The sequence below is a fragment of the Mesorhizobium sp. M0174 genome (assembly GCF_040322275.1).
GTDB lineage: Bacteria > Pseudomonadota > Alphaproteobacteria > Rhizobiales > Rhizobiaceae > Mesorhizobium.
Genome location: NZ_JAMYTB010000002.1, coordinates 198,405 through 223,933 on the forward strand (window position 1 = coordinate 198,405; position 25,529 = coordinate 223,933).

24 protein-coding genes are annotated in these 25,529 nt (G+C 62.8%); 10 read left to right on the forward strand and 14 right to left on the reverse strand.

Annotated elements, in window-relative coordinates; all coding sequences use genetic code 11:
• Window position 1 precedes the first annotated feature (1 nt).
• The 3 genes from NKJ13_RS04415 to NKJ13_RS04425 are packed head-to-tail and all read right to left on the reverse strand — an operon-like array spanning window position 2 to window position 856.
• Window positions 2-163, reverse strand: coding sequence for a hypothetical protein (locus tag NKJ13_RS04415; RefSeq protein WP_023673991.1), 162 nt, complete (start codon window positions 161-163; stop codon window positions 2-4).
• Window positions 164-179: 16 nt separating this feature from the next.
• Window positions 180-557 (reverse strand): hypothetical protein, encoded by a 378-nt coding sequence (locus NKJ13_RS04420; protein WP_023673992.1) that lies wholly within the window; start codon window positions 555-557, stop codon window positions 180-182.
• A gap of 11 nt (window positions 558-568) precedes the next feature.
• The gene (locus NKJ13_RS04425; RefSeq protein ID WP_023716771.1) at window positions 569-856 is read right to left on the reverse strand and encodes a hypothetical protein; all 288 of its coding nucleotides are present in this window, start codon (window positions 854-856) and stop codon (window positions 569-571) included.
• Window positions 857-1,108: 252 nt separating this feature from the next.
• Here NKJ13_RS04425 and NKJ13_RS04430 point away from each other — a divergent pair, with 252 nt between their 5' ends.
• The 4 genes from NKJ13_RS04430 to NKJ13_RS04445 are packed head-to-tail and all read left to right on the forward strand — an operon-like array spanning window position 1,109 to window position 4,865.
• Complete coding sequence (locus NKJ13_RS04430) at window positions 1,109-2,242, forward strand: aminomethyl transferase family protein (RefSeq protein WP_352738561.1); 1,134 nt, start codon at window positions 1,109-1,111, stop codon at window positions 2,240-2,242.
• Window positions 2,243-2,256: 14 nt separating this feature from the next.
• Window positions 2,257-2,853, forward strand: coding sequence for a dimethylamine monooxygenase subunit DmmA family protein (locus NKJ13_RS04435; RefSeq protein ID WP_352505300.1), 597 nt, complete (start codon window positions 2,257-2,259; stop codon window positions 2,851-2,853).
• Window positions 2,850-3,815 (forward strand): PDR/VanB family oxidoreductase, encoded by a 966-nt coding sequence (locus NKJ13_RS04440; RefSeq protein WP_352505299.1) that lies wholly within the window; start codon window positions 2,850-2,852, stop codon window positions 3,813-3,815. The genes NKJ13_RS04435 and NKJ13_RS04440 overlap by 4 nt, the downstream gene beginning before the upstream one ends.
• A 9-nt stretch (window positions 3,816-3,824) precedes the next feature.
• Window positions 3,825-4,865: a heme-dependent oxidative N-demethylase family protein gene (locus NKJ13_RS04445; protein ID WP_352738563.1), complete on the forward strand. Its 1,041-nt coding sequence runs from the start codon at window positions 3,825-3,827 to the stop codon at window positions 4,863-4,865.
• A 50-nt stretch (window positions 4,866-4,915) separates the two neighbouring features.
• Here the strand turns inward: NKJ13_RS04445 and NKJ13_RS04450 are convergent, their stop codons facing one another.
• Window positions 4,916-5,629, reverse strand: a complete 714-nt coding sequence (locus NKJ13_RS04450; RefSeq protein WP_352738565.1) for a helix-turn-helix domain-containing protein — start codon at window positions 5,627-5,629, stop codon at window positions 4,916-4,918.
• A 249-nt stretch (window positions 5,630-5,878) separates the two neighbouring features.
• Between NKJ13_RS04450 and NKJ13_RS04455 the strand changes: the two genes are divergently transcribed.
• Window positions 5,879-7,237: a trimethylamine monooxygenase gene (locus tag NKJ13_RS04455; protein ID WP_352738567.1), complete on the forward strand. Its 1,359-nt coding sequence runs from the start codon at window positions 5,879-5,881 to the stop codon at window positions 7,235-7,237.
• A gap of 24 nt (window positions 7,238-7,261) precedes the next feature.
• On the opposite strand, the gene NKJ13_RS04460 is transcribed toward NKJ13_RS04455, so the two are convergent.
• On the reverse strand, window positions 7,262-8,605 hold the full coding sequence (locus tag NKJ13_RS04460; protein WP_352777164.1) for an aminotransferase-like domain-containing protein: 1,344 nt from the start codon (window positions 8,603-8,605) through the stop codon (window positions 7,262-7,264).
• Between the two features lie 103 nt (window positions 8,606-8,708).
• Here NKJ13_RS04460 and NKJ13_RS04465 point away from each other — a divergent pair, with 103 nt between their 5' ends.
• The 5 genes from NKJ13_RS04465 (at window position 8,709) to NKJ13_RS04485 (ending at window position 13,495) form a co-directional block, all read left to right on the forward strand.
• Window positions 8,709-9,677: a substrate-binding domain-containing protein gene (locus tag NKJ13_RS04465; RefSeq protein WP_352738572.1), complete on the forward strand. Its 969-nt coding sequence runs from the start codon at window positions 8,709-8,711 to the stop codon at window positions 9,675-9,677.
• A 70-nt stretch (window positions 9,678-9,747) separates the two neighbouring features.
• Window positions 9,748-10,578: an ABC transporter substrate-binding protein gene (locus NKJ13_RS04470; protein WP_502899798.1), complete on the forward strand. Its 831-nt coding sequence runs from the start codon at window positions 9,748-9,750 to the stop codon at window positions 10,576-10,578.
• 8 nt (window positions 10,579-10,586) lie between these two features.
• Window positions 10,587-11,507 carry an amino acid ABC transporter permease gene (locus NKJ13_RS04475; protein ID WP_352505293.1) on the forward strand — a complete coding sequence of 307 codons (921 nt, stop codon included), beginning with the start codon at window positions 10,587-10,589 and terminating at the stop codon, window positions 11,505-11,507.
• Window positions 11,494-12,267, forward strand: coding sequence for an amino acid ABC transporter ATP-binding protein (locus NKJ13_RS04480; RefSeq protein WP_352505292.1), 774 nt, complete (start codon window positions 11,494-11,496; stop codon window positions 12,265-12,267). Before NKJ13_RS04475 ends, NKJ13_RS04480 begins: the two co-directional genes overlap by 14 nt.
• Window positions 12,268-12,313: 46 nt before the next feature.
• Complete coding sequence (locus NKJ13_RS04485; protein WP_352738577.1) at window positions 12,314-13,495, forward strand: M20 aminoacylase family protein; 1,182 nt, start codon at window positions 12,314-12,316, stop codon at window positions 13,493-13,495.
• Between the two features lie 121 nt (window positions 13,496-13,616).
• Here the strand turns inward: NKJ13_RS04485 and NKJ13_RS04490 are convergent, their stop codons facing one another.
• The 9 genes from NKJ13_RS04490 to NKJ13_RS04530 all read right to left on the reverse strand — a co-directional run bounded on the left by NKJ13_RS04490 (window position 13,617) and on the right by NKJ13_RS04530 (window position 25,235).
• Complete coding sequence (locus tag NKJ13_RS04490) at window positions 13,617-15,263, reverse strand: calcium-binding protein (RefSeq protein WP_352738579.1); 1,647 nt, start codon at window positions 15,261-15,263, stop codon at window positions 13,617-13,619.
• Window positions 15,264-15,421: 158 nt separating this feature from the next.
• Window positions 15,422-17,404 carry an ABC transporter permease gene (locus NKJ13_RS04495; protein ID WP_352738580.1) on the reverse strand — a complete coding sequence of 661 codons (1,983 nt, stop codon included), beginning with the start codon at window positions 17,402-17,404 and terminating at the stop codon, window positions 15,422-15,424.
• Window positions 17,401-18,477 (reverse strand): quaternary amine ABC transporter ATP-binding protein, encoded by a 1,077-nt coding sequence (locus tag NKJ13_RS04500; protein ID WP_352738581.1) that lies wholly within the window; start codon window positions 18,475-18,477, stop codon window positions 17,401-17,403. Before NKJ13_RS04500 ends, NKJ13_RS04495 begins: the two co-directional genes overlap by 4 nt.
• Before the next feature lie 74 nt (window positions 18,478-18,551).
• Entirely contained in the window at window positions 18,552-19,523 is a 972-nt protein-coding gene (locus NKJ13_RS04505) for an ABC transporter substrate-binding protein (RefSeq protein WP_352645412.1), read from the reverse strand.
• Window positions 19,524-19,937: 414 nt separating this feature from the next.
• Window positions 19,938-20,723, reverse strand: a complete 786-nt coding sequence (locus NKJ13_RS04510) for an SDR family oxidoreductase (protein WP_352738583.1) — start codon at window positions 20,721-20,723, stop codon at window positions 19,938-19,940.
• 8 nt (window positions 20,724-20,731) lie between these two features.
• The gene (locus NKJ13_RS04515; RefSeq protein ID WP_352738585.1) at window positions 20,732-21,496 is read right to left on the reverse strand and encodes an SDR family oxidoreductase; all 765 of its coding nucleotides are present in this window, start codon (window positions 21,494-21,496) and stop codon (window positions 20,732-20,734) included.
• Window positions 21,497-21,623: 127 nt separating this feature from the next.
• Window positions 21,624-23,129, reverse strand: coding sequence for a sugar ABC transporter ATP-binding protein (locus NKJ13_RS04520; protein ID WP_352738586.1), 1,506 nt, complete (start codon window positions 23,127-23,129; stop codon window positions 21,624-21,626).
• A gap of 33 nt (window positions 23,130-23,162) precedes the next feature.
• Window positions 23,163-24,101, reverse strand: coding sequence for a sugar ABC transporter substrate-binding protein (locus NKJ13_RS04525; RefSeq protein ID WP_352738588.1), 939 nt, complete (start codon window positions 24,099-24,101; stop codon window positions 23,163-23,165).
• 150 nt (window positions 24,102-24,251) lie between these two features.
• Window positions 24,252-25,235 carry an ABC transporter permease gene (locus tag NKJ13_RS04530; protein ID WP_302897181.1) on the reverse strand — a complete coding sequence of 328 codons (984 nt, stop codon included), beginning with the start codon at window positions 25,233-25,235 and terminating at the stop codon, window positions 24,252-24,254.
• Window positions 25,236-25,529: the final 294 nt, after the last annotated feature.

A 25,529-nucleotide genomic window follows, 5' to 3' on the forward strand; every position in this document is an offset into this window, starting at 1 on the left:
CTCAGATCCGGTGTTTTTCGGACACGGCTTCAAGTTCGCCTTCCCTGGACGAGGTCAGCATCTCTTCGGAATAGGTCGTGTCGATCTTGAACCAGTCGTAGAGCATCCACAGCGCGAGCACGATCGAGATGCCCCAGCATGCGTAAGAGAGTGCCACCCACATGACGATGCTTCCCTATCTATTTGTCGCCGAATTTTTCGTCGATGACGTCGCGGTATTCGCGGTCCGATGCGCGGAACAGAAAGATGAAATAGCCGATCAGCACCGCGGCCATGATGATCAGCGTCGGCCAGTCGATGATGTAGTGGAACCGGTTCTGGATGATGTCGTGCGCGGTTTCCGGCGTGTAGCCGAGCTTTTCCCAGATCGAGGCCATGGTCGGGTTCTGGCCGAGCGCTTCCCACGTCTTGGCGTCGAGCGCGTCGATGGATTTTGCCGCCCCTGCCAGGCCTAGTTTCAGCGGCAGCCACAGCGCGACGAAAATCGCGACCACGACGACGGCGATATCGAAAACCTGTCCGGCCTTGCTCTGTTCGGGCGGTGTATAGCGGGCCATGCGTCTTCCCCTCAGGACTTGCGGTTGCGGTAGGCGTCGGCGTTCTTGATGTCGAGGCCGTAGATGAAGTCCTTGTCTTCCTTGTAGTGGTTGACCATCGCCAGGATCGCGGCCGTGTTGAAGATCAGCACGGCGGCCGCGGCGACCGCGACGACGAGCTTGATGCCGGCATCGGGGATGTATGGCCATGTCATGAACAGGACGAAAAGGATCGTCGCCCACAGGCAGACGATCAGGAGCACCGATCCACGAAGGTCGGAACGGTACAGGGCTTCAATGCGCTGCTGCATGTCGGACATCGGTTCCCCTCCATCGCTCTCTTTCAAGAGAGTGAAATTTTTTTCATAAATTCAAGCCGAATTCCGCAATTGTCAAGACGATTTTACGCAACGTTAACCGTTTGTTTGATCCGCCGAATTTTGCCTGACAATGAAATTATTTGCTTGCGGGTATTGCAGGCTCCCGGCGTTTGCGATCAATATTCGGGCAACGCTCCCGCCGCTGTGCAGGGAGCAGGGAAAGCAAACGTTTTTCGAAACGGAGGACAGCGGATGACGGCATCCTGGAGATTTTCGACGCTTGCGGACCGCCATCGCGCGCTCGGCTCCAAGCTCGAGGACTGGAGCGGCATGGGCACCGCCTGGACCTACGACAAGGACGCCGACGAAGAGTACATCGCCATCCGCACCAAGGCCGGGCTGATGGACGTGTCCGGCTTGAAGAAGGTCCACATCACCGGGCCGCACGCCTCTCACCTGATCGACCTGGCGACGACGCGCGACGTCGAAAAGATCTATCCCGGCAAGTCGGCCTATGCCTGCATGCTCAACGAGGCCGGCAAGTTCACCGACGACTGCATCCTCTACCGCACCGGCCCGAATTCCTGGATGGTCGTGCATGGCTCGGGCACCGGCCATGAAGAGCTGCAGCGTGCTTCCGTCGGTCGCGACGTGTCGCTGCGCTTCGACGACAATCTGCACGACCTTTCGCTGCAGGGGCCGCTAGCCGTGGATTATCTGGCAAAGCATGTGCCCGGCATTCGCGACCTCAACTATTTCCACCACATGCAGACGCAGTTGTTCGGCTTTCCGGTGATGATCTCGCGCACCGGCTACACCGGCGAGCGCGGCTACGAGATCTTCTGCCGTGGCCAGGACGCCGGAACGATCTGGGACAGGATCCTCGACGAGGGCAAGAGCGTCGGCATCATCCCGTGCCGCTTCACCACGCTCGACATGCTGCGCGTCGAGAGCTACCTGCTGTTTTACCCCTACGACAATTCGCAGAAATATCCGTTCGAGAATGAGGGGCCCGGCGACACGCTGTGGGAGCTTGGTCTCGACTTCACCGTCAGCCCGGGCAAGACGGGCTTTCGCGGTGCCGAGGAGCACTACCGCCTGAAGGGCAAGGAGCGCTTCAAGATATTCGGTGTGCTGCTCGAAGGCAGGGAGCCGGCCGACGAGGGCGCACCGGTCTATCGCGACGGCAAGAAGGTCGGCGTGGTGACCTGCGCCATGTATTCGCCGCTGGTCAGGAAATCGATGGCCATCGCCCGGCTCGACGTTGACTGCGCGGTCCAGGGCACCCGGCTCGAGATCCGCAACAGGAGCGGCGCCATCAGCGCAACCGCCGAGCCGCTTCCGTTCGACGACCCGAAGAAGACCAAGCGCACGGCGAAAGGCTGAGGCATACTGCGGGTATGGCAGCGAAAAGCATCATCAGCCGCCCGGTCTATGGGACCCTGTCTCCACAGCCCGGCAAGCACCATCTTTTCGTAGCGGACGCAGAGGGAGCGCTGGCGATTACCGATCTGGCTGCCAAGGCACCGGCGGATTTCTTCGGCGGCGCCCACATCATCTTCATTCCCGGCCGCGACGGTAAATACGCCGAGGCGGTCGAAGCACTGAAGCCGGCGCAGCTCTACCTCGGCCATTCCTTCGCCAGTGCCCTGCCGCGGCTGAAGCAGACGCTGGCCAACGCCCATATGGGCCTCAGGCTCTACCTTGCCGGCACCGAAGGGCTGATCGGCCAGGCCATGCAGGCGGCGCTCGAAGCCGGCATCGACCACACCTCGATCCAGACCGAGCATCGCGGCTCGCTGGCGCGCCGCGTGCAGTGCGTCCATTGCAAGGGCATCACCGAGAACGTCACGACGCAGCCGGCAACCTGTTCGCATTGCGGCCTGCTGCTTCTGGTGCGCGACCACTATTCGCGGCGCCTCGCCGCCTTCCAGGGCGTCTGCATCAACGCCGAGGACCGCAGCGAAATTCCTCCGATCGAGGAGGTCTTTCGATGAGCACCGGCACCACCAAACTCGATGTCGTCGTCAGCGATGTCGTCCCGGTCAACGAGTTGGTGACGCGCTTTCATTTCCGCAGGCGCGACGGCCAGCTTTTGCCGACCTTTTCCGGCGGCGCCCATGTCGTCGTCGAGATGCGCGATGGCGAACGCACCAGGCTCAATCCCTATTCGCTGATGGGCTCGCCGCTCGACACCCGCGAATACACCATCTCGGTGCGCCGCGACGACGCCGGCCGCGGCGGCTCGCTGTTCATGCACAGGCAGGTCAGGCCGGGCACGGAGATGGTGGTGAGCTACCCCGTCAATCTGTTCTCGCTCGATCTTCGGGCCAGGAAGCATCTGATGCTGGCCGGTGGCATCGGCATCACCCCGTTTATGGCGCAGACCGCGCAGCTGGCGGCGCAAGGCGGCAATTTCGAATTGCATTACACCTGCCGCACCGCCTCGCTCGGCACCTATGCGGACCTGCTGAGAGAGCGCTACGATCGCCGGGTCAGGCTCTATCACGACGACCGCGACGAGCGCGTCGATCTCGACCGGCTGTTGTCGTCGCAGCCGCTCGGCACGCATCTCTATGTCTGCGGGCCGTCCGGCATGATCGGCTGGGTGCGCGAACGCGCCGCTGCCCTCGGCTGGCCGCCAGAGACCGTGCATTTCGAGCATTTCGCGGCCCCGCAGCCCGGCGCGCCGTTCGACGTGACGCTGGCGCTCAGCGGCAAGACGATCCGCGTCGACGAGCAGCAGAGCCTGCTCGAGGCGATCGAGGCGGCCGGCGTCGATCCGCCCTATCTATGCCGCGGCGGCGTCTGCGGCCAATGCGAGACCAACGTGATTTCGCATGACGGCAAATTCATCCACAACGATCACTGGCTGAGCGAGGAAGACCACCGGTCGGGCTGCAAGATCATGCCTTGCGTGTCGCGCTTCGAGGGCAGGTCGCTGGTGCTGGAAAGATAGGAGGCGAGCTTGGGCATCACCTTTCGCAAGGAAACGTTCCGCGACGACTTCACCTTCAGGAACAGCCCCGAGCACATCAGGCGGTTCCCGTTCCCGTTCCATGAAGATAGCTACATGTATGCGGTCAACATCGAGCCGCATGTCGTCGGGCCGAAGGGCAGCGTGCTGGAGAATTTGATCGACGTCGACGAGCACTATGTCGCCGAGATGCAGGACCGCGCTTTGGTGCTGGCCGAGGATCCGCTGCGCTGCCAGTCGCTGCCGCACATGACGCTGGCCGGCTGGGACCTGCTCGAACTCCTGATGGAGCAGCAGGCGCTGGGCTACCCCGAGCATTTCACGCTGATCCGCGACGGCGATCGCTGGCGCTGGATCAACCGGCCGCTCGGCATCGACGACAGCTTCACCTTCGGCGACGTCTCGACGCTGCCCTATGGGCCAATGGAATACATCACCCGCCAGAGCCAGGGCGATTTCTGCATTCTCGACCAGCGCGACGGCAATCTGTGGATGGATGCCGGCATGGTCACCACCCAGGCCGACTGGTCGCTCGATTTCGACATCGGCATGAACTTCTTCGAATGGCACGCGCCGGTGCCGCTGGCGCATGAGAAGGGGATCTTCGTCCGGGCGCTGAAATTCCTCACCAACATCCAGCAGGGTAAGCCGGCGCGCCGGCTGAACTGGACGATGACCATCAATCCGCGCCTCGACACCAGCCCGGAAAATTACCACAAATGGGGTCCGGACCGCGCCACGGTGACGCCGGAAAACGTTGGCGAAAAAGTGCATCTGCGCGTCGAACTGCAGAGTTTCTGGCGGCTGCCACGCTCGAATGCGATCGTCTTCCCGATCCGCTGTTACCTCATCAAGATGGACGAACTGGTGACGCAGCCGAAATGGGCACGCCGCCTGCACCGCGTCATCCGCGACCTGCCCGACGAACTCGCTGCCTACAAGGGCCTGACGCGTTATCGGCCGACTTTGGTCGAATGGCTGTCGAAATTGGATGATGGCAGCCCGACATCGCCGGGCTTCGGGCCGGAGTAAAGCTGCCCGCGAAGCTGCTAATCTCCCCACGAGGGGGGAGATTGGCCAACTCACCCCGCGCTCTGCGGGTAGCAGATGATCGACAGATAGCGCATCGGCAGAACGCTCAGCACTTCCGGTCCGTGCGGCGCATCGGCGTCGAAGAACAGGCTGTCGCCGGGCTTCATCGGGTAGAGATTGCTGCCATGCCGGTAAACCACTTCGCCTTCGAGCATATAGAGGAATTCCATGCCTTCATGCTGGAAGGTCGGGAACACGTCGGAATCCTCGGTCAGCGTGATCAGATAGGGTTCGACGACGACGCCGCTGGTGTTGGAGCCGATATGGCCGAGCAAATTGTACTGGTGGCCGGCGCGCGTGCCGCGGCGTTCGACGTCGAGGCCTTCGCCGGCCTTGACGAAGACGGCACTGCGCTCCTCCTCGAAACGGCGGAAGAAGGCGGTGACGGGAACGCCGAGCGCCCGCGACAGCGCCTGCAACGTGGTCAGCGATGGCGAGGTGATGCCGTTCTCGATCTTCGACAGCATGCCGAGCGAAATGTCGGTGGCGGCAGCCAGATCGGCGACGGTGATGCCGAGCTTTTTGCGGAATGCCCGCACCTCGCGGCCGATCGCGACCTCAAGCACTTTTTCGCGGGTGTCGCGAATGGCGTGCGGGTTCTGGGTGAGCGGCACGCGTATCTTGCGCGGCTCGATCGCGGCGGGTTTGGCTTTGCCCGCCGCGGCGCTGGCATCTTGCTTCAGATTGGACGCTCTTTTCGCCATTTCGCCACCCCGGACCTTGCCGATTCATTTCACTCACGGTGAACATATTCGGTGCCGATACAGAAGCGCAACTCTCACGACAAGTCGAATTGCGCAATGACCGGATTTCGCCCGAGCTTCCACGTCGTTTAGAAATCCAGCTCGGCGAAGCGCGGTTTCGCGACAAGCCCTGTTGACAGCATCGAAGGGGCAATTACTGTCCTGTCAGTGAAATTTGTTTCGTTAGAGAAATGAGATTGGGAGGCCCGCATGAAAGATCGTGTTGCCGTCATCGGAGCCGGGCCGTCCGGCATGGCCCAGCTCCGGGCCTTCAAGTCGGCCGCCGACAAGGGCGCCGATATTCCCGAGATCGTCTGCTTCGAAAAGCAGTCCGACTGGGGCGGCCTGTGGAATTACACCTGGCGCACCGGCCTCGACGAGCACGGCGACCCGGTGCATGGCTCGATGTACCGTTACCTCTGGTCGAACGGGCCGAAGGAATGCCTCGAATTCGCCGACTACACGTTCGAGGAGCATTTCGGCCGGCCGATCGGCTCCTATCCGCCCCGTGCCGTGCTGTGGGACTACATCAAGGGCCGCGTCGAAAAATCGGGTGTGCGTCAATGGGTGCGCTTCAACAGCCCGGTGCGCATGGTCACCTTCTCCGACACGACGAAAAAATTCACCGTCACCGCGCATGACCGCACCAACGACGTCACCTATTCGGAAGAGTTCGACAATGTCGTCGTCGCTTCGGGGCATTTCTCCGTGCCCAACGTTCCCTATTTCGAGGGCTTCTCGACCTTCAATGGTCGCATCCTGCACAGCCACGATTTCCGCGACGCGATGGAATTCAAGGGCAAGGATATCTTGATCATCGGCCGCTCCTATTCGGCCGAGGACATCGGCTCGCAATGCTACAAATACGGCGCCAAATCGATAACCTCGAGCTACCGCTCGAAGCCGATGGGCTTCAAATGGCCGGAGAACTGGAAGGAAGTGCCGCTGCTGCAGAAGGTCGTCGGCAAGACCGCGCATTTCAAGGATGGCAGCACCAAAGACGTCGACGCCATCATCCTGTGCACCGGCTATCTCCATTCCTTCCCGTTCCTCACCGAGGATTTGAAGCTGAAGACCGCCAACCGTATGTGGCCGGACGGGCTCTACGAGGGCGTCGTCTGGGAGAAAAACCCGAAGCTGTCCTATATCGGCATGCAGGACCAGTTCTACACCTTCAACATGTTCGACGCGCAGGCCTGGTTCGCCCGCGACGTCATCATGGGCCGTGTCGAGCTGCCCTCGGCCGAAGCGATGGCGGAGCACGGCCGGAAATGGCGGGCACGCGAGGAGACGCTGGAAGACGCCGAGCAGATGATCTGGTTCCAGGGCGACTACACCAGGGAGCTGATGGAGCAGACCGACTATCCGGGCTTCGACGTCGAGGCCGTCAATCGGACCTTCATGGAGTGGGAGCACCACAAGGCGGAAGACATTATGGGCTTCCGCGACCATGCCTATCGCTCGCTGATGACCGGAACGATGGCGCCTTTGCACCATACGCCGTGGCTGCAGGCGATGGACGATTCGATGGAGAGCTATCTCGAGGTGAAGGGCGTGGCGGCGGAGTAGCAGTCAGAACGGCGATGACTTGCCTCAGACAACCTCCCGCGCCGGGTCGGCTGCAAGCGCCAGGGAATTTGCGACGTGCTCGAGGTGCTCCTCGTCCAGAATGCTGGTCGCGACGCGGACGGCGTTCGTTTTTCCGGTCGAAAACTTCGCCCCGGCATGGACCGCGATGCCGTGGGCGGCCAGCGTGACCATCGCGTAAGGTTCCGAAGCAACCGGAATGAGGACGCTGAGACCGTGCCCGGCGTCGATATCGACATTGCGTTTGGCCAGTTCGCAGGCGAGCCGTTCGCGGCGGCGGCGGTAGACCTGCTTCGCCCGCTCCACCAGGGCGGTTGTGGCCGGGTCTTGCAGCAGCCAGGCGGTGGCCGCCTGCAGGATGCGGCTGGTCCATCCCGAGCTGAAGCTGCGGTAGGATTGGATCTGCTCGACGATCGTCGCCGATCCGGACAGGACGGCGAGCCGCAGGTCCGGGCCGTGGGTCTTGGAATAGGACAGGATATGGATGACGCGATCGGGAAAACGCCGGCCAAGCGAGATGCGCGGCGCCGAGGCAATATCGCCGACGCCGTCATCTTCGACAATCAGCACATCGGTACCGGCGAGCAGGTCGCCGATGACTTCCAGCCGCGCCGGCGACATGCAGGCGCCGGTCACCGAATGGACGCGCGGCTGGAACAGGAACGCCACCGGCCGCTGCCGCAGTGCGCTGGCGAGCGCGTCCGGCAAGGGGCCGTCACCGTCGCAATCCACCGGAATGATCGGTACGTCGAGATCTTCGAGGATGTCGAGCAGGCGAAGCGCCGTCGGGTTCTCGATAGCTACCGGCGCTCCCGGCGGGACCAGCGCATGCAGCAAGGTGTAGATGGCGTTGTAACCGCCATTGGTGGCCAGGAACGCGCCGGGATCGTACGGCCATGATGGGCGCACTGCGCCCTCCAGCTCGGGCAGGATGCGCACCCGCTCGTAGCTGTTGAGCTTTTCGGCGCGCGCGCCATGCGCCAGCGCGATGTCGAGCGGCGGCAAGAGCCTCACATCGGGCTCCGCGATCGCCAGGTTCAGAACATCCTGTCCGTAATTGCCGCCGCTCATGTGGCGCTCGGGGCGGGCGGCAAAGCGGTTGCCCATGATCCAGGTGCCGTTGCGTCCGCGGCCGCCGATGATCTTGTAGCGCCGCAACTCGCTCCACGCCTGCGAAACCGTCGCCGGGCTGACGCCAAGCACATAGGCCAGATCGCGCACCGGCGGAAGTTTTGCGCCGACGGGCAGCGCGCCGCTTCTGATCAGCGCACTGGTCTCGCGCGCGATGCCGCGCATCGTGCGGTCGCCAAGGCGTTCAGCGAACCATCCTGCATCGAAATTCATCCGCATCGGCGACCGCTAAAGCTAATGTTCAATAACGTAATAACATTTGATCGGCAGAAAATAAACATTTACCAATCGCCGGTCAAACATAGCTTTGAAGTTCATGCCGATGGCCGTTTCCATCACTATAGCCACCCGCGATTGGGACTATCTCACTCCCTTGGTCCTGGGTGACGTCGCCTCCAGCCGCCTGTCGGTGAAGGTTGATCGTGTCGCCACGCTAATCGCGGATCTCGGCACCGATCCGAACTACGATGCGGCGGAGGTCTCGTTCAGCCGTTATGTGTCGGCCATGGCGTCGGGCCGGGATACGGTGGTTGGAATACCGTGCTTCATCATGCGCGGCTTTCGCCATCGCTGTATCATCACGGTCGAGGAAAGTCCGCTGGAGCAGCTTTCCGACCTTGCCGGCAAACGTATCGGCGTCACCGGCTGGCGCGATTCCGGCAACACGTGGACGCGCGGGGCGCTTCGCCGGGAGGGCGTCGGCATCGAGGATGCCTATTGGTTTGCCGGCCGGTTGACATCCGAGCACCCGATCGCCGACCGCCTCGACGGATTCGGCAGGCCGGGGCGCATCGAAGCAGCACCGGGCGAGCGCCCGATGATGGAGCTGCTGGCGCAAGGCGAGCTCGACGCCGTTTTCACGCCCTTCATGCCGGACGGCTTTTTCGGCCCGGCTTCCGGCTTCCGGCAAGTGCTGCGCGATTTTCGCGCGGCCGAACGCGCCTATTTCGCCGACGTCCGTTATGTGCCGGGCATGCATCTGGTCGCTGTCAAGGCTGCAATGGCCAGGGAACATCCCTGGCTGCCGCAGGAACTCGCCAGGCTGATCGACGAAAGCCAGCGCGTCTGGACGGCAAAGCGCCGAAAATATGCCGACACCTCGCCGTGGATCCTCGAGGAGCTGCTTCATGCGGGGCGCGACCTGCCTGCCTCCTGGAACGCCAGCGGCCTGCCTGCCAACCGGCGCATGATCGAGGATTTCGTCATCGAGCTCCATGCCCAGGGCATTCTGACGGAACCGATTTCCGCCGAAGCCTTGTTTCCTTTCGAGGCCGGGTCGCGGGCCACCTGACAACGCAACGAAGAACACGAAGGAGAATGCCATGAGGACAATCAGCTTCATATTCGCCTCGCTCGTCACCATGCTGGCGCAGGCCAGCTTTGCCCAGGACGTCCAAAAGCAATCGGTGAACGAAGACTTGCGCGCCCGGCTGCCGGAAGAGATCCGCACGGCGGGAAAGATCACGGCTGTCAACAACGGCTCGTTCCCGCCCTATGAGATCGTCACTGGCACCGAACTGACAGGGGCGACCAAGGACATTTCGGACGCTATAGGCCAGCTGCTCGGCGTCGAGGTCGACCATGCCTCGGTCGCCGGCCTGCCGGCTTTGCTGAGCGGCATCAACGCCGGCCGCTATCAGTTCGCGATGGGGCCTGTCGGCGACTATCCCGACCGCCAGAAGTCCAACGACTTCATCGATTGGGTGCGCGAATACGTCGTCTTCGCCGTCGAGAAGGGCAACCCGCAAGGCATCACCTCGCTCGACACCGCGTGCGGCAAGCGCATTGCCGTGATGTCGGGTGGCTCGGCCGAAAAGGTCATCAAGCAACAGGCGCAGAAATGCACCGAGGGCGGCAAGCCGGCCGTCGAGGTGCAATCCTTCACCGACCAGCCAAGCTCGATACTGGCCGTCCGGTCGAAGCGCTCCGACGCATTCTTCTCCTCGCAGGCGCCGCTGACCTATTTCGTCGAGCAGGCGAAGGGCCAACTGGAACTCGCCGGGGTCGGCCAGGCCAACGGCTTCAAGGACATCTACCAAGGCGCCGTCGTCAAGAAGGGTTCGCCGCTGGGCGGCGTGCTGCTCGACGCCTTCAAGATCCTGATGAAGAACGGCACCTACGCCGCGGTGATGAAGAAGTGGGGCCTCGAGAAGAACATGATCGACGCGCCCGGCATCAACCAGGGCCAGTAGAGGCTGCCATGACCGACGCGACCGCTGCCTACGCGGCCGGGCTGCCGCGACGTCCCGACGACGCGCTGCGCGACGTCAAACGAGCCCACCGGCCATTCCCGCTCGTCCGGCTGGCGCTCTGGGCATTCACCGTCGCCGTCGCCGCCGGCTTCGCCTATATCGTCGCGGTCAACCCGAATTTCGGCTGGCCCGTGGTCGCCCAGTATTTCTTCGATCCGACGGTCATGCAGGGGCTTTCCGTAACGCTCGGCCTGACGGTCGTGGCGATGATCCTGGGCATCGTGCTCGGCCTGCTGCTCGCCATCGCGCGCATGTCGAACGACAGGCTGGCATCCTTTCTCTCCGGCCTGTTCATCTGGTTCTTCCGCGGAACGCCGCTGCTGGTGCAATTGATCCTGTGGTACAACCTTTCGACGCTGTTTCCGCGCATTTCCCTCGGCTTCGCCAGCTGGAATACCAACGACCTGATCACGCCTTTGACGGCCGCCGTTCTTGGTCTGGCGCTGAACGAGGCCGCCTACATGGCCGAGATCATTCGTGGCGGGCTGCTGTCGGTGGACAAGGGACAGGCCGAAACGGCTGAAGCCTTCGGCATGACGCGCGCGCGGGCCTTGCGGCGAATCATCATCCCGCAAGCCATGCGGTCGATCGTGCCGCCGACCGGCAATCAGCTAATCAGCATGATCAAGGCGACGTCGCTTGTCAGCGTCATCGCCATGGCCGACCTGCTCTACTCGGTGCAGTCGATCTACAACCGCACCTTCGAAATCATTCCGCTGCTGATGGTTGCAGTGCTGTGGTACCTACTGATTACCTCGGTCCTCAATGTCGCGCAAGGCGCGATCGAACGCCACTACAGCCGCGGCGACCGCGGCGCGCGTGAGAAGACGGCGACCGCCACACTGGAGGCCGCCAATGAGCGCGCATGACACGCCCCTGGTCAGGGCGCGCAACGTTCACAAGGCGTTCGGCCCGCTCGAGGTGCTGAAGGGCATCGACCTGGACGTCGCGCCTGGCGAGGTGGTGGTCATTCTCGGACCGTCCGGCTCCGGCAAATCGACCTTCCTGCGATGCATCAATCATCTGGAGGCGATCGATCAAGGGTCGATTGAGGTGGACGGCGAGCAGATCGGCTACCGGCTGCACAACGGCCGGCTCGACAAACTCTCCGACCGGGCGATCGCCGCGCAGCGGCGCAAGATCGGCATGGTGTTCCAGCAGTTCAATCTCTATCCACACATGACGACCCTGCAGAACGTCATCGAGGCTCCAGTCGGCGTCCACCGGGAGAACCGCAAGGAGGCGATCGGCTACGCCCGCGAACTGCTGACCCGTGTCGGTCTCGCCGACAAGATCGACGCCTATCCGCGCCAGCTTTCAGGCGGCCAGCAGCAGCGCGTCGCCATCGCCCGCGCGCTCGCCATCCGCCCGAAATTGATGCTCTTCGACGAGCCGACGTCGGCGCTCGATCCGGAACTGGTCGGCGAGGTCCTCGCCACCATGCGCGATCTCGCCAGGCAGGGCTTGACCATGATCGTGGTCACGCATGAGATCGGCTTCGCGCGCGAAGCCGCGGATCGGGTGGTGTTCATGGACGACGGCAATGTGATCGAGGCCGGGCCTCCGGACGAGGTTCTGGCTAACCCCAGGCACCCGCGCACGCGGGCCTTTTTAAGCCGTTTCATCTGACAGCAAAGCCGGCACGATTACGTGCTCGGCCGGCAAAGGACCTTCGATGCCAAAGACCTCCAACCAGTTCGCCGACATTTCCGACTTCGCCGACAAGGCCGCCGAGCTTGCAGCGGCCCGCCAGCACCTGCACGCCCATCCCGAGCTTTCATTCCAGGAGCACGAAACCGCTGCATATGTTGCCGAACGGCTCGAAGGCTGGGGCTACGAGGTGACGCGCAATGTCGGCGGGCTCGGCGTCGTCGGCCGCTTGCGCCAGGGCAGCGGCCGCAGCATCGCCATCCGCGCCGACATGGACGCCTTACCGATTACCGAAGCGACCAATCTCCCTTATGCCAGCCAGGCCAGCGGCAAGATGCACGCCTGCGGCCATGACGGCCACACCACGATGCTGCTCGGCGCCGCCGAATACCTGGCGCGCACGCGGCATTTTAACGGCACGGTGAACCTCATCTTCCAGCCGGCCGAGGAAGCCGGCAAGGGAAGCGGGGCGCAGGCGATGATCGCCGACGGCCTGTTCGAGCGCTTTCCCTGCGATGCGATATTCGGGCTGCATAACCATCCGGGCGCGCCGACGGGTTCGTTCCTGATGCGCGCCGGGCCGCTGATGGCGGCGAGCGATACCGTCACGATCAAGATAACCGGGCGTGGCGGCCACGCCTCGCGTCCGCACCTGACGGTCGACCCGATCGTCGCTGCCGCCAACATCGTCATGACCCTGCAGACGGTGGTGTCGCGCAACGTCAACCCCATCGAGACGGCTGTCGTTACCGTCGGCACCATTCACGGCGGCACGGCCTCCAACGTCATCCCGGAACACGCCGAGATCGCGCTGAGCGTCCGCTCTTTCTCGGCCGAGATCCGCGACACGCTCGAGCAGCGAATTCGCAATATCGCAGCACTTGTGGCGCAGGCGCATGGCGCAACGGTCGAGATCGATTACGAGCGCGGCTACCCGGTGGTGATCAATTCCCAGGGCGAGACGTCCTTCGCGACAGACGTCGCTGTCGAGCTCGTCGGTCAGGACAAGGTGTCCGTCTGCCCGTTGATCCCCGGCAGCGAAGATTTTTCTTATTTCCTCGAACACAAACCCGGTTGCTTCCTGCGCCTCGGAAACGGCGAGGATTCAGCCATCCTGCACAGCCCGAAATACGATTTCAACAACGGCAATCTGACCGTCGGCGCAGCGCTCTGGGCTCGACTGACCGAGAGATTCCTGGCCATTTGATTCACATCTGCGGCTTGGATTGTCGATCGGCCGGTCGAGCAGAATTGGGGCGACCGGCCGCGCGACTATCAACGAACTCTCACCGCATTCCGCCTCTTCGAATAGGATAAGAGTTTCGCTCTCAGACGAACAAAAAGTCGCTCGTCGTCAGCGTGTTCGTAAAGTTTGCGAGAGTAACTTGATCGACTCCCGCGGTAATGATGGTGTCGGTTCCAGTTTGCGCAATAGTGAGATCATCGAACGATTGCACGCGCTCCACGCCGCTAAACACGATAGTGTCGCCTTGGGTCTGGCTGAAATCGTAGATGGTGTTTTGGGTTCCGACCGTCATGGAACCATCGTCCTTGAATATGAATTGGTCTCTGCCGCCCTGAGCCAACTCGCTCAGTTGCCCGTCGCCCCACATGTCATTGATGACCGTGCAGCCGGGTGCCGCGCTCCCGGCGTACAGGGTATCGTTTCCGCCCTTGGCCGAACCGGACATTTGCAGAGCGTCGCCGCACAGGAAGTTACGGACCTGGCCGCTTTCGCTGTTCTGGCCCCCAGTAAGAATGTCGTTGCCGCCCTGGGCGGAACCGGACATAGAGCGCGCGTCGCCGTATAACTCGTTTAGAACATCAGGAAAGGCGCTTTTGTCCCCGCCAGTCAGGGTATCATTGCCGCCCACAGCGCTGCCGAGCATCGTGACCGCATCGCCATACCCCAAATTATGAGTGCCTTGCAGCACGGCCACGTCGTCGCCCCCAAGCGCGTGATCGAACATACTGCCGCCCGCGTCCCCGTAGAACGTTATCTCCGAGCCACCCGCGCTCGTGAAAGTGTCGTTGCCGCCCGCGGCGAAACCGGAAAGATCACCGCCCGCATCGCCATAAAGAGTTTTGCTCCCGATCTCCCCACCCAGGTCCGTATAGTGGTCGTCGCCGCCCTGAGCATGGTCAGACATGTTGCCGCCGGCGTCACCGAAGAAGGTGTTGGTGGAAAAGAAGCTACCCGTGAAGGTATCGTTGCCACCCTTGCTGTAGGCCGACATATCGCCGCCGGCATCGCCGTAGAAAGTGTTGAAGGAGTCGGTCCTGCTCCTGAAATTGTCGTCGCCGCCTTGCGCATTGCCGGACATGTTGCTGGCCGCGTCACCGTAGAAAATGTTATTGGCTTCTATCGAGCCCTGGAAGGTGTCGTTGCCGCCCTTGCCATGATCGGACATCTCGCCGCCCGCGTCACCGTAAAAGATGTGATCGGCTCCTTGTCGAGTGCTGGTCACGAAAATGTCGTCGCCGCCTTGAGCAAAGCCGAACATGTTGCCGCCGGCGTCGCCGTAGAATGTGTTGTCTACCCGTCTACCCACTTCACTGCTCAACGTATCGTTGCCGCCCTTGCTGTGGTCCGACATATCGCCGCCGGCATCGCCGTAAAAAGTGTTGGAGGAGTCGCCCTCGGCGGTAAAACTGTCGTCGCCGCCCTGAGCATGGACGAACATGTTGCCGCCGACGTCACCGTAGAAGATGTACGTGCCTAGCGAGGCGCCTGTGAAACTGTCGTTGCCGCCCTTGCTGTGGTCCGAGCCATCCTCGCCGGCATCTCCGTACGCAGTGGTGGTGGAGGATGGCGGCCCCGTGAAGGTGTCGTTGCCGCCTCTTGAGAAATCGAGCAGGCTGCCGCCAGCATCGCCGATTAAGATGTTTGTATTTAGATCGCCTGCGAGGACGTCATCGGTGCCCCGTTGACGATCTACTAGATCACCGGGAGTAAAGGGAACGCGTATAGCCATTGTTCGCTCTCCTGTTGAGCCTGCCCGTCCGATGACAGCCGTACGATTTGAGGTAACAGCGAGCAATCATCCCGAATGGCTATATCTTTAGGCGTAGGGATCGGTGCCTCGTTAACGGCGCGCTTGGCGGCAGCTTCCTGACGCCGTCCTATTCCGGACTATCCCAGCCTTGCGCGAGCCTTCGCCGTCCAGGCGTTGAACAGCCGGTCGGCGACGATGCCGATGAAGGCAATGGCCAGGCCGGCGACGATCCCGCGGCCGGAATCGGCCTTGGACAGGGCGATGAACACCTCCTGGCCGAGATCGCGCGTGCCGACCATGGCGCAGATGATGATCATCGCCAGTGCCATCAGGATTGTCTGGTTGACGCCAAGCATGATCTCTGGAAGCGCCAGCGGCAGCTGCACGCAAAAGAAGGTCTGGCGCCTGGTGCAGCCCGAAACCTTCGCCGCCTCGATCAGCGCCGGCGGCACCTGTCGAATGCCGTGATTGGTGTAGCGGATCGCTGGCACCACGGCGAAGGCAACGGTGGCGATCATCGCGGTGACGTCGCCGACCCTGAACAGCATCACCACCGGAATGATGAAGCAGAACGACGGCAGCACCTGCAGTGTGTCGATGACCGGCGTGACGGTCTTTTCGAAGCGGTCGCTGCGCGATGCCATCAGCCCGATCGGGATGCCGATGAGGCAAGCGATAAAGGCCGAGATGCCGCACAAATAGACCGTCGCCATGGTCTTTTCCCAAAGGCCGGTGACGGCGCAGAACGCTGTCAATGCCGCGACCAGGGCGGCGAGGCGGAAGCCGCCGAGCTGGTATCCGGCAAGGCCGAGGAGACAAACCGCGCCCAGCCACGGAAAGCCCTCGCAGAAGGCGCGCACCGGGTTCAGCACGTTGAGGATAAGCGCCACGCGGAACGCTTCGATCGTGTCGAAGAAGTTGATGGTGATCCAGTTCACCGCCGCCTTCCACAAAGGCGCGGTGGTGAAGGTGATCGCCTTCGGCACCGCGGCGAAGGCCGGCACGAACAGGCCGAGCAGCGTGGTGACGGCGAGAATGGCGACGGCCAGCGTCAGGTTGGGATAACGCCGCCAGAAGCTGGTGCCGGCCTGATGGCGGACATTGCCCTTGTCGTGATTGTGGGCGATCGCCTGGCTCAGCCGGTCGAGTGCAATTGCCAGTGCGACAATGGCGAGGCCAGCCTCCATCGCCTCGCCGACCTTGAGCGCGCGCAGCGCCAAAAGCACGTCATAGCCGAGCCCACCGGCGCCGATCATCGAGGCGATGATCACCATATTGAGTGCCAGCATGATGACCTGGTTGACGCCGACCATCAATGTCGGCCGCGCCGACGGCAACAGCACTCGCCACAGCTTCTGCCGTGCCGTGCAGCCGGCCATCTCGCTGAAATCGTCGATCTCCGACGGCACCCGCGACAGGCCGAGCATCGTCGCCCGCACCATTGGCGGCGTCGCGAAAATTGCCGTCGCGATCATTGCCGAGACCGGGCTGTTGCCGAAAAGAAGCAGCATCGGGATGAGATAGGCGAAGGTCGGGATCGTCTGCATCAGATCGAGGGCAGGGGAGATCAACAGCCTCTCCACCCAAGGCTTGCGCCATGCCCAGATGCCGGCGAACAGCCCGGTGACAATGCAAAACGGCACGGCGATCGAGATTAAGCCCAGCGTCAGCATGGCGCTGGTCCACTGCCCGAACAGCGCGATGTAGAGAAAACAGCCGCCGGCCAGCGCACCCAGCTTCCAGCCGCCGGCCGCGCGTCCGGCAAGGTAGGCGGCAGCGCAGACGCCGACCCAGGACAGGCGCGGCAACACGACCATATCGGCGCCATGGCCGATCTTGAAATTTTTGGCCAGAAGAGCGAGCGCGAAATCGAGCGGCACGCCGAGCACCGCGGTGATCGAACGGGTCAGCCAGGAGAAATTCGACTTCACCCAGTTCATCAGCGCACCGACCCAGTCTGCGACAGGAACGATCGCGCCGGCCGGGTAATTGACCGCCCAGGGCAGGCTTTCCTGCAGCAGGAAAACGATAAGCACGGCGGCGAGCGCGCAGGCCCAGATCGCCAGCCAGGTTTGAATCGGCCGGGGCCTCGCTGCGCTGGCGCTTGCCGTGACCGTCATGCGCCGACCCCACGACGTTCTATGCCGGCGAGAAGATCGATCACCGCCTGCGGCGTGACCTCGCCGATCGGCTTTCCGGCGCCGTTGACCACCGCGAAGGGCTTGCCGGCAGAGACGATATCAGCCGAAAAACTTGATATCTTGGCATCCGGCGCGACCGTGCCGCCGTACTCGGCGCCATCGCAGGCGCGCATCAGGCTGCGCGCCGAGATCACCTTGGCGCGGTCGACGTCGCGGGTGAATTCGGCGACATAGTCGGTCGCCGGGTTGACCACCAACTCTTCCGGCGTGCCGATCTGGATGACCTCGCCGTCCTTCATGATGGCGATACGATCGGCTAGCCGGATGGCCTCGTCGAAATCATGGGTGATGAAGACGATGGTCTTGTGCAGCATGGTCTGCAGCCGCATCAGCTCGTCCTGCATCTCACGGCGGATCAGCGGGTCGAGGGCCGAGAACGGCTCGTCGAGGAACCAGATTTCCGGCTTCGTGGCGAGGCTGCGGGCGATGCCGACACGCTGCTGCTGTCCGCCGGAAAGCTCGCGCGGATAGAAATGCTCGCGGCCGCGCAAGCCAACCAGCTCGATGACTTCACGGGCTCGCTTCTCGCGCGTCGGCCGGTCCTGCCCCTGGATGCCCAAGGGAAAGGCGATGTTCTCCAGTACGTTGAGATGCGGCAGCAAGGCAAAATTCTGGAACACCATACCCATGCGATGGCGTCGCAGCTCGATCAGCGCGGCATCGGAAATCTTGAGCAGGTCCTTCCCCTCGAATTCGACCTTGCCGTGGGTCGGCTCGATCAGCCGCGACATGCAGCGCACCAGCGTCGACTTGCCTGACCCCGAAAGTCCCATGATGATGAAGATCTCGCCCTGTCGGATTTCGAGATCGACGCCGCGCACCGCGCCGACCAGTCCGGCCGCGGCGATGTCCGCCAGGCTGGCCTTGCCGTCGCGCCGGCGGATGAAATTGGCCGCGTCCGCCCCAAACAGCTTCCAGACATTGCGGCAGGCAAGCTTTATCGGGCGTGCATCGTTGCCGGCTTTCGCCGCCTGTTCAATCGTATCGCTCATTCAACCGTCCTTCTGGAATAGGGGATCGAGACCCGGCCCTGAATGGCCGGGTCGTCGCGTTTCCAGTCAGACGGTCACTCGGCCCAGGCTTTCCAGTCGGCTTCGTGGGCGGCGATCCAGGCGGCGGCGACATCTTCCGGCGTCTTGCCTTCGAGATCGATCTCGCCGCTCATCTTGTTGAGCTCGTCGGTATCGACCGTGTAGTTTTTCGCGACCTTGTAGGCGACCGGCCATTTGTCCTTCATGCCGGCCCAGGAATATTTCCAGATCTCGCCATGCGGCTTGCCGCAGTCATATTTGGCATCTGGGTTCACGCCCCATTTCGGGTCGTTGTAGCATTCCGGCGTATAGTCGGGGAATTCGACCCATTCGCCCTTGTATTTGGCCGGCGCCCAATGCGGCGAATAGATCCACAGCATGATCGGCGCCTTGCGCTGATAGGCCGAGTCCAGTTCGGCGAACATCGCCGCATCGGTGCCGGCATGGATGACGGTGAAGGGCAGTTTCAGCGCCTCGACGCGTTCGTCGTCAAAACCTTCCCATGTCACGGGTCCGCCGAGATAACGCCCCTTCGGCGCGGTTTCGGCGGTCGAGAACGCTTCGGCGCATTTCGGGTCTTTCAGCGCCTCCCAGTTAGGCAGGCCGGGGCATTTCTCTTTCATATACTCGGGAAACCACCATTCTTCCTTGGCCTTGGGTCCGAGCTTGCCGAGGCGTTCGGTCTGGCCCGTCGCGTCCGAGGCCTTCATCGCCTCGCCGGCCGTCGTGTCCCAGAATTCCAGGCCGACATCGATGTCGCCATTGGTCAGGCCGGTGGTCAGGCTGGAGAGATAGTCGGCGGTCGGGTACTCGACGGTGTAGCCGAGCTTTTCGAGGATGCCGCCGAGGATCTTGGCGTTCAGATTGACGCTGGTCCAGTCGAACAGCGCGATCTTGATCGGGTCGTTGGATTCCGGCGCTGCCGCATAGGCCGAAGATGTCAGTGCGGCTGCGGCAAGTGTTAAGGCTCCCATTGAGAAACTCGAAATCATGTTCCGAAGTGACATGCTTGTTCTCCTGTCAAGCTCTGGTGAAGTTATCGTTCGTTCCCTTCTTGCGTCTTTTTTTGATTGTGTTGGAAAAGCTGGTCGTTGCGCAAGGGCGTTGGCGCCAGATTGCTGCCGGCGCTGAAGCGGCGCAGAGCGGATGGTGCCCAATTTTGTGAAAATGTGCCGGAGGGGACCGTGTCATGGCTGCCGATGGATTGCCGCCAAGGCAGTCCGCGGATCGATCGCCGGTCTGGCGGCGCTATGAAAGGTGCGAGCCATCAAGGTCCCATGATCTCAGCTGTCGGCCTGGCGAACCCATCTCGCCAGAGCCGTTTCATGGGATGAAATTATATATACCAACATTCATGTCTCGCAACGCGTAATGCCGTCACGGTCATGCAATTCGGACAGGGCACTGCCGCCCGAGTATCCTCACGACATGATCAGGCCGCCATCGACATTGATGGTCTGCCCGGTGATGTAGGCCGCATCGTCGCTGGCTAGAAAGCTGACCAGGCCGGAGACATCCTCGCCGCTGCCGGCGCGGCCCATCGGGATGTTCCTCACCCATTCGGCCATCAGCTCGCCGGGCTTGTAGTCGCCCATCAACTTGCCCCATGCGGCGTCGTTATAGGCCCACATATCGGTGTCGATGATGCCGGGGCAGATCGCGTTGACGGTGATCTTCTCCTTGGCCACTTCCTTGGCCAGGCTCTGGGTGACGCCGACGACGCCGAATTTCGAGGCCGCATAATGCGGCGTGTAGATAAAGCCCTGCCGCGCCTGGCCGGATGCGGTGTTGATCAGCCGGCCGCCATCGCCATGCTTGCGGATGCGCGCGATCGCCTCCTGGCAGCACAGGAACACGCCCTTGGTGTTGACCGCCATCACCTTGTCCCATTCGGCCTCGGTCATCGCCTCTATCCTGGCGATTGTGATGACACCGGCATTCTGTACGGAGATGTCGACGCGGCCGAACTGTTGCTCGGCCAGGTCATAGAGGGCGACGACCTCGTCCTTTTTGGTCACGTCCATGCGCAGCGATGCGACCTTGGCGCCCGTAGCCTTGAGATCGGCGGCGACCTCTTCGACGCGCGCGTCGATGGCGCTGACGACGACCGCGGCACCTTCCGCCGCGAAGCGCCTGGCCATTGCCGCGCCGATGCCGCCGCTGGCGCCGGTGATGACCGCCGTTTTTCCCTGGAATCGCTTCTGCATCTTTTCTCCTACCAGCAGACGAAGCCGCCATCGACGATCAGGTCGATGCCGGTGACGAAACTCGAGGCGCGGCTGGCCAGGAACACGGTCGGGCCGACCATCTCTTCCGGCGCCGCCATGCGGCCCATCGGCGTGTCGCGCTCAAAGATCCTGACCTGGTCGGCGACCTCCGGCCGCTTGTTCATCGGCGTCAGCGTGTAGCCGGGGCTGACGACATTGACGCGCAGGCCGCGATCGGCCCATTCCATGGCGAGGCTCTTCGACATGTGGATCACCGCGGCCTTCGACGAATTGTAATGCGCCTGGGTCAGGCCGCGATTGACGATCGAGCCCGACATCGACGCGATGTTGATGATCGAGCCCTTGCGCCGCGTCAGCATGGCGCGGGCCTCGGCCTGGCAGGACAGGAACACGCCGCTGACATTGACGTCATAGAGCTTCTGCCATTTCTCCAGCGACAGCGTCTCTGCCGGCTCAGCTCCGGCGACGCCGGCATTGTTGACGGCGATGGTCAACGCGCCGAGTTCCATCTCCGTACGCTCGATCGCGGCCGCGAGATCGGCCTCTGAAGTCACCGTGCCGGTCAGCACCAGCGCCTTGCGGCCGAGTGCCGTGATCCGGTGCGCGGTCTCCTCCAGCCCGCCTTTCGAGGCGTGGCCGAAGCAGGCGATGTCGGCGCCGGCCTCGGCCAGCCCAATGGCGATTGCCTGCCCGATGCCGCTGCCGGCGCCTGTCACAAGTGCCACGTCACCATGAAGGTCGAATAATTTCATCGTCGGTCCCTCTGCTCCAACCGCCGTCCTCCGGAAATAAAGGGGCGCCAACTCTGTTGCTGGCGCCCCGCGCGGTCTGGTGCCCGGGAGGATACCACCTGCTGCGCTTTGTTTCGATGGGCTGTTCCTAGCTCGTGGCGAGTTCCATGACGGCGATATTGCTTGCTTCGCTGCGGTCGAGAATGCCGCGTTGCCGGCCGCGGCTCAGCACCAGAACGCGATGCGACAGGCCGAGAACTTCCTCGAGGTCGGAGCTCACCACCACCACCGCCATGCCGGAGCGGGCAAGGTCGGCGATGACATCATAGATCGCGGCGCGTGCACCGACGTCGATGCCGCGCGTCGGCTCGTCCAGGATGAATACCTTGGGCGGGCGCGACACCCATTTGGCGATGATCACTTTCTGCTGGTTGCCGCCGGAGAGCTTGCTGACCGCCTGGTTCGGCCGGCCCTTGACGCCGAGCCGGCGAATGCCGGCCTCGGCGAATTTCTGCACCGCCTTCGGGAACACCCAGCCATTCGGCGCGACATGGTCGAAATTGCCGATCGCCAGGTTCTCGCCGATCGTCTGGTCGAGCACCACGCCTTGCGCCTTGCGATCTTCGGGCACCAGGACGACGCCGGCCTTGATCGCCGCCGCCGGGCCATGGAGATGCACCGGCTTGCCGGCGACGCGCACCGATCCCGATGAGATCGGATCGGCACCGGCGATCGCTCGCACCAGCTCCGTGCGTCCGGCGCCGATCAGCCCGGCAATGCCGAGGATTTCGCCGGCCCGCACTGAAAAGCTGACATTTTGAAAGCTGCGTTCCGGCGAGGACAGGTTCTCGACCTCGAGCAGCGTGTCGTTGCCCGGCGCCGATATCGTAGGGAACATCCGCTCGACACTGCGGCCGACCATTTGCTCGACGACAGTGCGCACCGGAATGTCGGCGCGCTCGTGCCGGGCGACGATGCGCCCGTCGCGCATCACCACCACGCGGTCGGCGATTTGGGCGATCTCGTCCAGCCGGTGGCTGATATAGATGAAGGACATGCCTTCCGCCTTGAGCTTGCGGATTTGCTGGAACAGGAGCTCCGTTTCCTCGCCGCCAAGGGCGGCCGTCGGTTCGTCGAAGATCAGCAACTCGGCATTGAGCGTCAGCGCCTTGGCGATCTCGACCTGCTGCTGGGCGGCGATACGCAGCGTGCGCACCTTGCGCTCGGGCGAGACATCGAGGCCGAGGCGCTTCAACTGGGCCGATGCCCGTGCGTTCATTGCCGCGCGGTCGATGCGGCCGCCACGCATCGGCAGGCGCCCGACATAGACGTTTTCGGCGACCGACAGATCGGGCAAGAGCTTCAGCTCCTGGTGGATCATGCCGATGCCGGCGTCGATCGCCGCGGCAGGATTGGCGGGGGAATAAGCGTTCCCCCGCCAGGTGATGGTGCCGGCATCGGGTTTCGTCGACCCGGCGATGATGTTCGAGACAGTCGACTTGCCGGCGCCGTTTTCGCCAAGCAGCGCCACGACCTCGCCCGGCCGCACCTCGAAGCTCGCATCGGCCAGGACCTGCACCGGCCCGTAGCTTTTGCAGAGGCCGCTGACGACGAGCCCGTTATGGGGGTGCGTGTGGCGAGGATCGGTGGACATCGTTGCGCTCGTCGACTGCCGGACTGGTCTCAATCAGGGATGCTTGGCGATGAACTGCTCGACATTGTCCTTGGTGGTCAGCGTCGCATCCTGCAGCTGTTCGGCGGGAATGGTCTCGCCGGCCACCAGCTTGATCGCCGCATCGACGGCGAGCCGGCCCATGCCCTGGGTTTGCTGCGTCGCGGTCACGTCGAAGACGCCGTCCTTCAGTGCCTTGAGCGCCGCCACATCGCCGTCGAAGCCGGCAACCCAGACCTTGTGGCCGGGATTGGCGACCTTGACCGCCTGCGCCGCACCGAGCGCCAGCGCATCGGCCTGGCCGATGACGATCGACACGTCGGGGTGCGACTGCAACAGATCCTGCGTCAGCTTGAAGCCTTCGTCCTGATGCCAGCCTTCGCTCCACAATTCTCCGACAACCTTGATGTCGGGATAGCCTTTCAGCGCTTCGCCGCAGCCCTTCGAGCGGTCGACTTCGGGCGTCGTGCCCTTCTGGCCGTGGATGATGATCAGCTCGCCCTTGCCGCCGGCCTGCTTGGCGATGTAGTCGCAAACCGCCTTGGCCGATGCCACGCTGTTGGTTGCGATGAAGGTATCGCCGGGCGCGCCATCGGCGTTGCGGTCGACATTGACGACTGGGATGCTGGCAGCCTTGGCGGTCTTGGTCGGCACGGTGGCGGCGGTGGCGCCGGCTGGAATGTAGATCAGCGCATCGATGTTCTGCGTGATCAGGTCCTGCACCTGGCTGACCTGGGTCGCCGAATCGCCCTTGGCGTCGACGGTGACGACCTCGATCCCCTTTTCCTTGCCGTAGGCTTCGACGGACTGCTTGATCTGGTTGAAGAAGTCGGCCTGCAGATTGGCGACGGCGAGGCCGAGCTTCTTGGCCTCCTTGGCCGAGGCCATGTCGGAAAGGCCAAGCAGCGGGATGACGGCCGCGGCGGTAAGCAGCAATGAACGTTTGGTCAGCATGTTTATTCCTCCGTTGATGTTCAATCTGTCCTGCCCGCGCATCGCGGCGCCCCTTGGCCGAACAACTCCCAGTTTCGGATCACCGATCCGTTTTCGCCCGAATATCCGGGTGAATCTCATTGAGCCCAATTCTTCGTTGTGCCCCATTCTTCATTGTGCTCGGCGCCGCCAGGTGTCGGTGGCCACCGCCAGCGCGATCACCACGCCGATAACCACTTGCTGGATGAAGGGCGAGACACCGAGCAGGTTCAGCCCGTTGCGCAGCACGCCGATGATGAGGACGCCGATGGCTGTGCCGCCGATCGAACCGACGCCGCCCGACAGGCTGGCGCCGCCGATCACCACCGCCGCGATGGTGTCGAGTTCGTAGCCAAGGCCGGAGCTCGGCTGGACGGAATCGAGCCGGGCGGCAAGCACGATGCCGGCGAGACCGGCCAGCACGGCGCAGATCGCATAGACCCAGTTTGTCAGCGACTTGACTGGTATGCCGGACAGCCGGGCGACTTCGGCGCTGCCGCCGATTGCGTACAGGCTACGGCCGGTAGCGCGATAATTCAGGAAGATCGCGAAAATGACGGCAAGCACGATCATCAGTCCGACGGTGACCGACAGGAATCCGAAATGGCGGATGATCGACAGGCTGGTGAACCAGTCGGGAAAGCCGACGATCTGCGAGCCGTCGGTGATCATGTTGGCGAGACCGCGCGCCACCGACATCATCGCCAAAGTGGCGATGAAGGGCGGCAGCTTGGTGATCGTGACCAGCAGGCCCGAAACCAGGCCGCAAAGACCGGCGACGACGAGGGCCGCGGCGATGCCGGCGGGCAGGCCGAGATTGAGATAGTCGGGATGGGCGACGAAGCCCATCACCATGGAAGCCAGTGCCAGCACCGAGCCGACGGACAGGTCGATGCCGCCGATCAGGATGACCAGCGTCATGCCGATCGCCATGATGCCGAGCACGGTGACCTGGTCGAGCACGTTGAGGATGTTGCGGATGGTCAGGAACGTGTCGGTGGTCAGCGAGAGCGCCAGGCACAGCAGAACCAGCCCGATCAGCGGACCCATGGTTCCGGCAAAGACAGCTGAAAACCTTGCGCCCGCCGTAGCCTGCGCGCCAGAGCCTGCCTTCAACTCGCCTGCCTTCAAATTGCTTGTGTCGTTGCTCACAGCCACTTTGTCTCCTCCACAGCAATCCGGCGCTGCATCACCGCGCCACTTTGCTCACCAGGCTCCTCCCTGTGAACAATTTATCTTTAACATGCAATTTTGTTCAGCTAAACTGTTCGTCGGAAAATTGTCAAGGCCTGCCGCTTCATTCGAGGACGGGTTTGCGCTGTCCGCCGGTTTGGCTTACGCAAGGTCTCCGAAATCTTGGACATTTCGAAGTCGCCGCATTGGAATTTCATGAGCAGAGCCGGCGGCTGC